13 protein-coding genes and 1 tRNA gene are annotated in these 10588 nt (G+C 57.3%); 9 read left to right on the plus strand and 5 right to left on the minus strand.

Annotated elements, in window-relative coordinates; genetic code table 11:
• The 6 genes from P0120_24800 to P0120_24825 form a co-directional block, all read left to right on the plus strand.
• Positions 1 to 270, plus strand: a 270-nt coding sequence (locus P0120_24800; protein MDF0677530.1) for a hypothetical protein, incomplete at its 5' end; no start/stop codon positions are given.
• Positions 271 to 339: 69 nt separating this feature from the next.
• Positions 340 to 1464 (plus strand): DNA polymerase III subunit beta, encoded by a 1125-nt coding sequence (dnaN, locus tag P0120_24805; protein MDF0677531.1) that lies wholly within the window; start codon positions 340 to 342, stop codon positions 1462 to 1464.
• Positions 1465 to 1477: 13 nt separating this feature from the next.
• On the plus strand, positions 1478 to 1732 hold the full coding sequence (locus tag P0120_24810) for a hypothetical protein (GenBank protein ID MDF0677532.1): 255 nt from the start codon (positions 1478 to 1480) through the stop codon (positions 1730 to 1732).
• A 296-nt stretch (positions 1733 to 2028) separates the two neighbouring features.
• Entirely contained in the window at positions 2029 to 2358 is a 330-nt protein-coding gene (locus P0120_24815; protein ID MDF0677533.1) for a helix-turn-helix domain-containing protein, read from the plus strand.
• Positions 2359 to 2384: 26 nt separating this feature from the next.
• Complete coding sequence (locus tag P0120_24820) at positions 2385 to 3563, plus strand: tyrosine-type recombinase/integrase (GenBank protein MDF0677534.1); 1179 nt, start codon at positions 2385 to 2387, stop codon at positions 3561 to 3563.
• Between the two features lie 13 nt (positions 3564 to 3576).
• Positions 3577 to 3652: transfer RNA gene (locus P0120_24825), tRNA-Met, on the plus strand.
• A gap of 763 nt (positions 3653 to 4415) precedes the next feature.
• Here P0120_24825 and P0120_24830 read toward each other — a convergent pair.
• Positions 4416 to 5093 carry a polysaccharide biosynthesis/export family protein gene (locus P0120_24830; GenBank protein ID MDF0677535.1) on the minus strand — a complete coding sequence of 226 codons (678 nt, stop codon included), beginning with the start codon at positions 5091 to 5093 and terminating at the stop codon, positions 4416 to 4418.
• Positions 5094 to 5222: 129 nt separating this feature from the next.
• Entirely contained in the window at positions 5223 to 5456 is a 234-nt protein-coding gene (locus tag P0120_24835; protein MDF0677536.1) for a transposase, read from the minus strand.
• A 479-nt stretch (positions 5457 to 5935) separates the two neighbouring features.
• Between P0120_24835 and P0120_24840 the strand changes: the two genes are divergently transcribed.
• On the plus strand, positions 5936 to 6343 hold the full coding sequence (locus tag P0120_24840) for a hypothetical protein (protein ID MDF0677537.1): 408 nt from the start codon (positions 5936 to 5938) through the stop codon (positions 6341 to 6343).
• A 194-nt stretch (positions 6344 to 6537) separates the two neighbouring features.
• Here P0120_24840 and P0120_24845 read toward each other — a convergent pair whose 3' ends face one another.
• From P0120_24845 to lexA, 3 genes are all read right to left on the minus strand, one after another.
• Positions 6538 to 7260 (minus strand): hypothetical protein, encoded by a 723-nt coding sequence (locus P0120_24845; GenBank protein MDF0677538.1) that lies wholly within the window; start codon positions 7258 to 7260, stop codon positions 6538 to 6540.
• A 171-nt stretch (positions 7261 to 7431) separates the two neighbouring features.
• Positions 7432 to 7686, minus strand: coding sequence for a hypothetical protein (locus tag P0120_24850; GenBank protein MDF0677539.1), 255 nt, complete (start codon positions 7684 to 7686; stop codon positions 7432 to 7434).
• A 23-nt stretch (positions 7687 to 7709) separates the two neighbouring features.
• A complete protein-coding gene (lexA, locus tag P0120_24855) occupies positions 7710 to 8255 on the minus strand; it encodes a transcriptional repressor LexA (GenBank protein MDF0677540.1) in 546 nt (181 codons plus the stop codon).
• A 677-nt stretch (positions 8256 to 8932) separates the two neighbouring features.
• On the opposite strand from lexA, the gene traT (P0120_24860) reads away from it, so the two are divergent.
• Both traT (P0120_24860) and traT (P0120_24865) read left to right on the plus strand, forming a co-directional pair.
• Positions 8933 to 9643, plus strand: coding sequence for a complement resistance protein TraT (gene traT / locus P0120_24860; protein MDF0677541.1), 711 nt, complete (start codon positions 8933 to 8935; stop codon positions 9641 to 9643).
• A gap of 14 nt (positions 9644 to 9657) precedes the next feature.
• The gene (gene traT, locus P0120_24865; protein MDF0677542.1) at positions 9658 to 10464 is read left to right on the plus strand and encodes a complement resistance protein TraT; all 807 of its coding nucleotides are present in this window, start codon (positions 9658 to 9660) and stop codon (positions 10462 to 10464) included.
• Positions 10465 to 10588 lie beyond the last annotated feature (124 nt).

Genomic DNA, 10588 nt, shown 5'->3' on the forward strand with positions numbered 1-10588 from the left:
GAACTGTGTTTCGGCTGCGATCATCGGGTGATCGAAGGATGGGTGCGCGAGGAGAAGCTTCACATCCGACGACGGGGCACCGAGCGCGCCCACGACGCCTGGTACGTGACCGATACGGATCTGCTCCGGTTCATCACTGACCATCCCCTCGCCTTTCCACTCCGCAAGGTCGACCAGTTCTGGTTCATGGATCTCGTGACCGGTGGCGGGCTTGTCCGAAAGGCCCTGCAGGCTGCCTCACAGGATGATGCCGATCAACCGGCCGCCTGACCTGGGGATCTCTTTGGCCGGCCATTCCAGGACATCACTCACCTCTTCTCAGACTCTGTGGAGGCTGTTATGAAATTCATCTGTACCCGCAACATCCTGCTGAGCGCCATCCGGAATCTGCTGAGCCTCACCTCGAACAGATCCACCCTCCCGATCCTTGCCAATGCTCTCCTGGAGACCACTCCCGCGGGCCTCACGGTCTTGGGCACTGACCTCGAAACCGGGTTCCAAGGTACCTATGACCTCACCGTGCAGAAACCCGGACGCGTCACCGTCAACGCCCGTGCCCTCTGCGATGTCATCAAGGAACTCGATCCCGAGCATCCCATCACCTGGCAGGCTGATGAGAAACACGTGATCAAGCTCGTGTCGGGAAACAGCCGCTTCACGCTCCATGGCATGTCCGCAGACGACTATCCTCAGCTCCCTGCCTTTGATGAGCCCGCTCAGTTCAGCATCCCCAGCACCGCTCTCCTCACCTGTCTGCAACAAGTTCTCCCGGCTGTTCCCGATCAGGACCAGCGGTTCGTCCTGCAGTCCGTGCTTATCACCATCAGGACACCCGACTCACCTTCGATCGAAATGGTCGGAACCGACGGGCACCGCTTGGTCATCGCTGAATCAGACGCCGGCACCTGGACCACCTCTGCACCCCAGCAGCTCAACGCCCTCATTCCCAAGAAAGCCGCTCAGCTGTTGGCCGCGTTGCTCGCTCAGGAAGAAACGCTCGATGTCCCCATCGCAATCTCCAAGAAGCTCTTTTGCGTGACCGTCAAGAACGTCATCCTGACGAGCCGCCTGGTCGAAGGGACTTATCCCAATTACCAGCAAGTCATCCCCGTCCTGAACGGCGCGCGCATGGAAATCGACCGCGATCTCTTCGAAGAGGCGCTCCACCGCGTGGCCGTGGTGTCTCGCGACCAGACCCAAGCCGTGCGCTTGGTTCTTACACCTGACACGCTCACCCTCCACGCCCAGAATGTAGACGTGGGGGAAGGAACGGAAAGTATCCCTGCGGTCATCGCCGGCAAGGAATTCAAAACCGGCTTTAACGCCCGCTACCTGCTGGATGCGCTCCGGACATGCCCGGGCAAGCGCCTTCAACTACATATGAAGGAACCGGTCAGTCCCTGCCTCATTGTGAGCCCAGACAGCCATAGCCAGTGGAAGCATGTGATCATGCCGGTCCGCTAATATTATGGAGGCGATGATGCCCGGTCTGGCTCCGTCACCAAACACAGTCTCATGGGGGTGGACTTCATACCGGCGGGCCGGCTGGTTCAATCAGCAAGGCCAGCGGCTGTATGTCGTTCACTTTCAAAGCATCGAGGGTCAAAACGGTTACACCAGGATGACGCTTCACGTCTGGGCTCGCCGGCCTCTGTTGGCCCTCCGGGCTCTGTGCAAGGAGAAGAAAAGCGAGGATGAACTTCTTCGGTACGACTGGGCCGCCATCGATTAGTCCTCCCACAGCATGTCGCCCCAGGCCTCCTCTGATCGTCGTCGTGTCTGTCTTAAGTGGCGATCGGTATCAGTGAAGGCAACACCACTCCTCTCCAACACTGGCCCCACCCCATTCTGCCCATCCAGTAATACTCAAAGAAAGGTCATGTCACATCGATATGCGGCGGGCCACCCCCTCGCTGCCTGCACCTCTGAAAAGGACCATTCTGTACCAGTAAGACTTGCATGGGCCCTGCGCTTGCCCGGGACAACGGCACCAGCTCCTGCGTGGGCTCTCTAAAGGTTAGAGGTCATATGAAAATGCGATCACTTCGAGGGGAAGCACTCACCACGACCAGTGCGAATGCCCAGCAGGCCGCAGACCAGTACATGACCGTACAGCAACTGGCGCAACGCCTGCGGGTCACTCCGGACTACCTGTACAGCGACGTGCTCGGTCAACCCGACGGGATACCTGGAATCAGACTAGGGAAAGGGCGCCGTCCTCGGTGGCGCATCCATCCAAGTGATGTCGCGCAGTGGGAAGAGCGCCAGCGCAGGTCTTATGATTCGGCGCCGCCTTTAACGGCCAGGGCCAAGAAAGTACGGTCTGTTCCAAGACAAGTTGCTTCCAAGGCCAGTTGATCGTGCCAGCTCAGTAGAGGGGATCCATGGGAAGGACATCGGGGGGCGGTACTGTCACCCGCATCGGGGAGAAGCGGTATCTTATCAAGTGGCACCAGGGCCGTGGCCGGCCCAACATCCGCAAGGTCATTCATGGCACGCGGGAGACAGCAGGCCGTGTGCTCCAGACATTGCGCGAACGCTTCTATGGGGGCCTCTTTGGCTGGCCGCAGCAATTGGAGACTAAGGTCAGAGTACTGACCCAACTCGTCGTTGCTGACTACAAGGCCAATAACTACAAGTCCCTGAAGAATGCAGAACAGCTTCATGCCTTCTGGAACACTTTCGCTGGGAATATGCTTGCCGAAACAGTGAGCGCAACGGACCTTCGCAATTGGGCAACGGAGTGGCGGGAGAACGGATTGAGTCCGGCACGTGTCAATAGACGGATATCCTTCTTGCTTCGCGCGTACCGCTTGGGCCTTGCGGGGAGGCCGCCACTCGTGACCTCGGTCCCACAGTGGACCAAATTGAAGGAGTCACCCCCGCGTTCTGGCTACCGCTCGTGGCAGGAATTTGTGAAGGTTAGAGCCTTGCTGCCGCCGCACGCTCGCATCCCGGTCACGATTGAGTATTGGCTTGGGACCCGCGAAGGTGAGACCATGAGTCTCGAATGGGCTCAGGTGTACCTCGATCATCAGAAGCGCAACGTCGAGATCCGGCTTGCGTCAGAGACTACAAAGACGGAAGAAGAACGAGTGGCCGTGATGGGCGGAGACCTTTACGATGTCCTCGCTGCATGGTATAAGCAGACTTCGGACTTGCATCCGGATTGCCGGTGGGTCTGTCACCTCAACGGGAGAAAGCTGGCTTCCATCAAGTCTTCCTGGCGAACCGCCTGCGTCAAAGCCGGACTCGGGCGATTTGAAAATCCCAAGGGGCGTTTTGTTGGAAACCGGCGCTATCGTGGGGCGTTAATCCACGACTTCCGTCGGACGGCGGTCAGTAACATGGAGGATGCCGGGGTGCCAAGAAAGGTGGCGATGGCAATCAGTGGTCACAAGACCGATTCCGTCTACCGACGGTACCACATCGTGAAGAGATCCGACCTCGTCGAAGCCGGGCGCAGGCTCCTGGAACACCATGAGCGGAAGCACAGTCGCGGTGAACAGCTGGTGAACAGTTCGGGGTCGGAGCGTTCGGCGGGCAAGACCAGAAACCCTTAGAAATCAATAACGTGGCGGTGTAGCTCAGTTGGTAGAGCAGCGGACTCATAAGCCGCGGGTCACCCGTTCGATCCGGGTCACCGCCACCAAACCGCACTTCGTGAGAGCCGCGGGCTCTCCATCGGTTTAACGTCATTACGCCCGCGGATAGACACCTCCAGTGTTTCTTCTCACCTAAGATGTCGCTCGTGCCGGCGGCTCATCAAGCGAAGCGTCTCCCCGATTGACGCCGCCGGAGAAACCCCTTCGCCTTTCCGAATACCAAACCAAGCTTGCTCGTGCCGCTGCCTCATCGGCGTCAGCCATCCGCTCTTGGATGTACTTGCCGTGTGTCCCTGTCCGGACGCCTCGCCCAAGTACGATGGCGATTCCGTCTAGTGTTGTGTCCCGGAAGTTCGTTCGTGGTGAGCGTGTCGAACCATGAACGGAACTCCTTGAAAGCCGGCGCCCTTCGACCGGCTCAGGGCGAACGGATTATTACCTGAACTTCTGGGACACAACACTAGAACCTATCTCAAAATGGGTGTTCCGGTAATAACCGGTCATGCCCGCGAAAGCGGGCATTCAGAGTGACCTGAAAGGTCTGGATTCCCGCCTGCGCGGGAATGACGACCACAGATCCCATCCCGTCATGAACGAATTTTGAGATAGGTTCTAGAGACCTTGCTACATTCCAGGGTCCCGTGCCAAAGCAGTGGCGGCAGGGGGTGCACCATCGAGGGTGTGGAGTAGGTTGCGCGGAGGTTACCGAGTTGCGTTCGAGAAATCGGAACCGTTACGAAGTCGCGTATGGAAGCGAACGCGGTAGATCAGAATGCGGCTCTGCAAGGCATCAGGAGACTCCCCCGTTTCTCACCGAGCTTTGGGTAGGACTACCATTGTTTCCGAGGGAACGACGATCATATCTCCCGGCATTAACTCAATGTTCTGTCCTGAGCCGTCTCGAACCACGATATCGTCATAGCTGGCTCTGAGTTTGGTCTGTCCTTGGCCGTCCTTCGTAAAACGGAAAATTACGATGGTATTTTTAGCAGCCACGGCGGTAAACCCGCCTGCGACTGTAATCCCTTGTAACAGGGTGGTTTTACTTTTCAGCGGATACCTGCCGGGCTTATTCACTTCTCCAAGGACATAGATTTGATAGCTCTGTACGTCTTTTACCGTCATCGATATCGTAGGAGTCTCCAAGTACCCTTTGAGGCCAGCGGATATCTCCTCTGTCAATTGGACCGGCGTCTTACCCACCGCAGAGAGATCGCCAAGTAGTGGAAGGGAGATCTTTCCATCCGGTCTGACGTGGACCTCCTTGGAAAGATCAGGATTCTTCCAAACAGTAATCTCTAAGACATCTTCAGGACCGATGATGTATTCCGGGGTCACTATCAGTAAGGACTTATCAGTTCCGCCAGAACTTCCCGCCATTGTCGACAACGGTTTCTTTGAAATATTCTGCTCAGCAATCGATTGTGCGGCATTGACAAAAATGAGGATCGCAACGCCTAGGATGATACGGGAAGAACAGATTCGCATATTGATACTCCTCTCCACGATTTCCCATAGTACACGTTCGGGCTCCAAAAAGCAGATGGAACATTGGGTAGGTCTATAGAGCTGAGGCGAATGCTTCATAGATCCCCCCCCTTTACAGGCGGGGTCCTCTCAGAATTCAAGCTGCGCTTGTTCCGCGTCTTCCTTCGCTTGTCGGGCGACGTACCGCCTGATGATCTCCTCCGTAATCCCGACGGTGGACACAAAGTACCCCTTTGACCAGATTCCGCCGCGATCCCAGTACACCTGATCCAAAAACCGAAACTTCTCCCGCAATGCCCGACTCGTGTTCTTCTTCACCGCCTCCACCGCAAAGCTGACGCTGTATTTCGGGGGGATCACCATTACAGTCGGGGACCTCTCGCACAAATAGAAGCCATTTCAAAACCCCAGGACCGTGCTTCGACAAGCTCAGCACGAACGGAAACGCATAACGACACACTCCCCTACGCGCCAATGCAGAACTCGGATGAGTGAGCATACGGAAAATTCAAGCCACCCGTTCTCAGCGGATCGATTTCGATCCGGCGGATCTATTTCGATTCCCAGATTGCTTAGCTTCATTCGCGACCATTGCAGTGCCTCGCCTGGCTCAAATTAGCCTTCACCATCTCAAGCCGTTGATAAGGCTACTTTCCCTTTCATGTTCATTAAAAGCGCTTCATCTACGCGATTGGTCCAGCAGTTGCTCATATGTGATTACAACAGGAGCAAGCGAAATGATGGTGCGATGGTGCGGGCTCTCCGCACGTGACGTTAAAGAATCTCTAGCCGTAGGGAGAGAGCGCGAAGATTGGATTCACGCTTCTCCAAAGGAGGTTGCCATGAAACAAGTTATGGCGGTCATCACAATATGGAGTCTCGTTGTCCCGGCTTTGGTGCTTGTCGACTCGAACGCCTGGAGTGGCTGTACGATTGAGCAGCGGATTGACCTCGGCAAACAAGGATATGACAAAGGCGAGGTGGAAAAGGCGTGCAGCGACAGCGGCGATGATTTCTGGAATACCATGGGTAAGGCTCTGGGGAATACCCTGAGTGATGCCATGACTAGAGGAGTGGACAAAGCATTTGGAGGGAGTGGAAAGAACCCCTACACCGATGCGTCGGCCATGAATGGTGCGAGCCGGTGTGAAACCAATGTAGGGACCTGTCCCCTGTCCGGAGGACCTGCAGGCTATCCCTGCTATTGTCGCGGGTGGAACGGCTCCACACTTACGGGAGTCTCACGATAAACTGACTTACAGACTGAGAAATGGCTTCGCACTTCCAGGCCAAGAGGACTCCATGCAGCTTCTCGCTTGCAGAGACCTGGACGAGGGCATTCGAGCTGTAGCCGAATCACGGATGGACGTTCGTCATCGGTGGTGCTGGGGTGACCGTTCGTCCGTGGGGCAGCACTCCGGCAGAATGCTCAAGAGAAGACCGCTCAGCGTTCCGCGAACAGGGTACGGGGAATCTCCCATGAACGACCGTCGTGCAGGCTGGCATCTTGAAGTCGCACGACACCTTGTTCCTCCTGCACGCGAAGAACGCGGTCGGCGCGGACGCGTAACTGGTCGAAACGTTGCCGGCCGGCCTGCGTGAGTATCGGAGCGGAGGGACAGAGACACACGATCGTATAGCCCTGCTGGGTCAACCGGGTGATGGCGTTCATCATGCGATCAAACAACCGTGCAGCGTCATGACTGGGAACCGCCTGGCTATAGAAGGTCTCAAAAAGCCCCGCCAACATGGCGATGCGGGCGTGATACCGATCGAGCGCCGCGCCGAGACAATCTGATACCAATCGTTCCACCTGATGCGAACTGAACGCCCTGGCCACATGGATCATGGCCAGAACCTGACGAGGCCGGCGTCGCCCGGCACGGGCCAATCGAGCGACGGCAAACGGATCGAACGTGTTGGCTCCATCGACATACAGAACCGGCTCTCCGGCGAAGACTCGCTCCGTGACGATATGGAGGCCCAACCGAAAGACCAGCGCATGTCCGTAGAGCAGAAGCAGCTTGTCGCTGGGATGAAACGACACAGAGGCATATCGCAGCGCAAGAGACCAGTCTCCTGACGCGTCGCGCGTCGTCTCCCGCGCGCATTCGCCGCTTCGCCGATCGAGAAGGGGCAAGGTCGTCGATTCTACGCTCGCACGCATATCACACCTCTCTATTACCCACAGCATCCGCCGGAAAAATTCTGTCGCTGTCGCCAGGCATGCCAACAGACATCGCACAGTTCCAATCTGGTTCGGGTGAACGCATCCACATATTCGACTCGCTGAGCGATTCTCGCCCCGCAATCGGCGCAGCGACCCACCGCCTGAGTGTCAGTGTCCGGTTGTACCGACATAGTCTCCGACCCTCATGTTCGGACGTACCCGTCTGCTGCAGACCGTCGACATGAATCGGCTCTGCTGACGAGCGCCGACGAGATTGCGCCAGATGCGTTCCGTCAAGGAAAAGGAATAGGCTTTTGTCCGTTGCAACTCCCATTGTAAGTCGCGAAGACGCCCGTTGAGCACGTTCACGGTTCGCTCCAGATGCATCAACCGGTCTTTGGTCGTCACGGCTCGTTCCATCATCACAGTCCTCCTTGCTGACGTGCCTACATCGCACAATGTCGAATGACGCCGATCACCACACCTTCGATACGGAACGCGTCCGATGGCTGTACGAGGATCGGTTGCATGGCGGCGTTGGCCGGATGCAACTCGATGTGCGTGTCTTTTTTATAATAGGTTTTGATCGTGGCCTCATGGTTGACCAGCGCCACCACGGTTTGTCCGTTTTGCGCCGTTTCCTGTTTGTGCACGACGACGATATCGCCCGGGAGAATACCGTCATCCTTCATCGACTCTCCCTTGACGCGCAGCGCAAAGGTATCGCCTCCCCGCAACATGCTCAACGGCACCTCGATCAACTCGGACTGAGGCAGCGGCTCGATCGGCAACCCCGCGGCCACCATCCCGGCCATTGGAATTTCCGAGACGCGACTCAGTCTCTCGATCGCGACCTTCACCATACCGGGAATGCGGCGCATGCCCGCTTCATATCGCGCGACCGAAACCCGTGTTGTTTGCAGCGCGTCTGCCAATTGTTGCTGCGTGAGTCCCAGTTGTTGCCGCATGCGTTTCAGCTCGGTCGGCTTCATGATGTAACCGATGGTTACATACTACGCCACTACCTGTCAAGCCTCAATTTCAGTCCTTCTTTATAATGGAGGTGGAAAGCTCCTTTCGGCAGAGGCTCTGTGAATAACTTTCAATGAAACTCTGCACCTGCCAAGCTGATACGCAAGCGTCGCGTTAAAACACCGCTCCTAATCAGCGCATTACCATTTATGAGCTTTTTATAGAAAAACCCACAAGATATGGTGGGTTATCATCCTCACAACCCAATGCCTAAAAAATAGGCAAACAGGTTGATGGGGTAGCGGAATGCACGCCTTCTTTCCCGGATTCAATCCTTACACACAGGGTTATCCACAGAAGCTGGGGAGGAGGCCGACCGGCATTAATATACGTGACTCAGCCGGTAACAATACTGGGGATGACGGGGCAAAATGCAGGTAGTGGAGGGTACTTCTGTTCCGAGTCATGCCGTTCTACTGCGGCAAACGATCTACGAGCGTCTGCGTCGTTCGCGGCCCGAAAACATCCTCAACGTATTCCAGCCACTACGCGTCCGGTTTTTTCGAGCCTTGCGCCGCTCATCTGCTTACACCTGCTTCGCCTTGTCACGAAGGATTCCCCGAACAGGCTCCTAGGGGAGTTGCTGTAGTCGAGGAAGTTGGCGTACAATCCGCCCGCTCCATCCGGCGCGCGACCTATGCGGTACCTTGCCCTGCCCATCGTCCTCAGCTTCCCTTTGTTGTCCTACGCCGGCAATATCAAGGACACTGACCTCATCACGAGCAACACGTTCTTCCTTCCACCCAGCACAGCCAAGACCGTGTTTGTCCAAGCGCGGAACTCGTCCGACAACCAGGGCGTCTCGCTGAACGATCTTGGATCCCGACTGACCGCCAAGGGCTATCAGGTGGTTCAGGATCCAAGCACAGCTCATTATGTCTTGTTGGCCAACATCGTCGATTGCAACGTGACAAAGCCCGAAATGCCTGTCGAAGCGATCGTCGCCGGCGGCTACGGCGGAGCCAGATTCGGATCGTCGATGATGAGCGGGTTGCATAGTCTGACCGGCGTGGCCAGTATGGCAGGGCCCCAAGGCGCGATCGCCGGCAGCGCCGCATCGATGGGACTGAGCGCGATTGAAGGAATCGGCAGCGCGGTCGGGAACATGTTCGGCGGGCCGTCCGCGCCCAAGACGCCGGACGATGTCAATTACGCTTGTGTCGCAGATCTTCAGATCACGGATCAGGGCGCGGCGGATTCCGCCCCTGGGAAATCGGAAACGGCCCCGCAACCCGCTGTCTATCAGGCCCGTCTCGCCGCCGACGTACACCAGAAAAAGCTGGACGAGGCCGAGGCCACTCCTCTGTTGCAACAGCGATTGAGTGCGGCGGTGGCAGGGAATTTCTAGTGAGCAGCGCTATTATGACGTTGCGGCCCCGCAAGCTCGCGTTGACCACGTGGTTAGCCTCAGCCTTAGCTCTCATCTGGCTGTTGGAAGGAGGCTGCTCCAACATCATTCGCTCCGGCCTGATGAACAGCAACACGGTCTTTCTCGATCCGAGCCTGAACCGCACCGCATACGTTCAACTGAGGAACATCTCGGAAAACCAGAGCGTCACGCTCAACGACATCCGAACGAAACTGACCGGCAAGGGCTACCAACTCACCGACGATCCGGAGCAGGCGAATTATTGGATTCAGGCGAAGGTGGTGTACTGCCACAAAGGCGCTGATGGCGTCACGCCGGAGGGCGTGGCAAAAGCCGGCTCCGGCGCCGGCATCAGCAGCGGCGGCACCACGATGGCCGCCGCCGGTCCGACCGACGCCGATCGAATCGCGCGACTGATGCCCGGCGGGATGGCGGGCATGGGTGTCATGCCGATGGGCGGCGGGATGCCGGATATGAATGCGATGATGGCTCAGGCCATGGCCATGAGCGGCGGACGAGGCGGTTTCGGCGGCATGCAGATGCCGCAAGCTCCGAAAGAAGAGGGCGTGATCTATCTCTGTGTGGCCGATGTACAGATTACCGATCGGAAGTTGGGCAAGCCCTTAGGGCGACCCGCCGACATGACGGGCGCAGCCACCGACCGGAAGGGTGACGGCTCCCTACCCAAAGTACAACAGATGCGGACGGTGGGCCACGTCCGGCAAAAAGATCTGGACATTCCTGAAGCCACGCCGATCATTCAAGAAAAGATTTCGACCGGGATCGCCGGGCTCTTTTAGCCTACTCGCGGTATCAAGTGAACGGCCCCGGCCTTGATCGCGGCGACGACGGACGATCCGGGTGTCAGCTGCAAGTCTTCCAGCGCCCCGCGCGTCACCATCGCGGTGAGGGGGAAGCCGCAAT

It is taken from the genome of Nitrospira sp. (assembly GCA_029194675.1).
Lineage (GTDB): Bacteria > Nitrospirota > Nitrospiria > Nitrospirales > Nitrospiraceae > Nitrospira_D.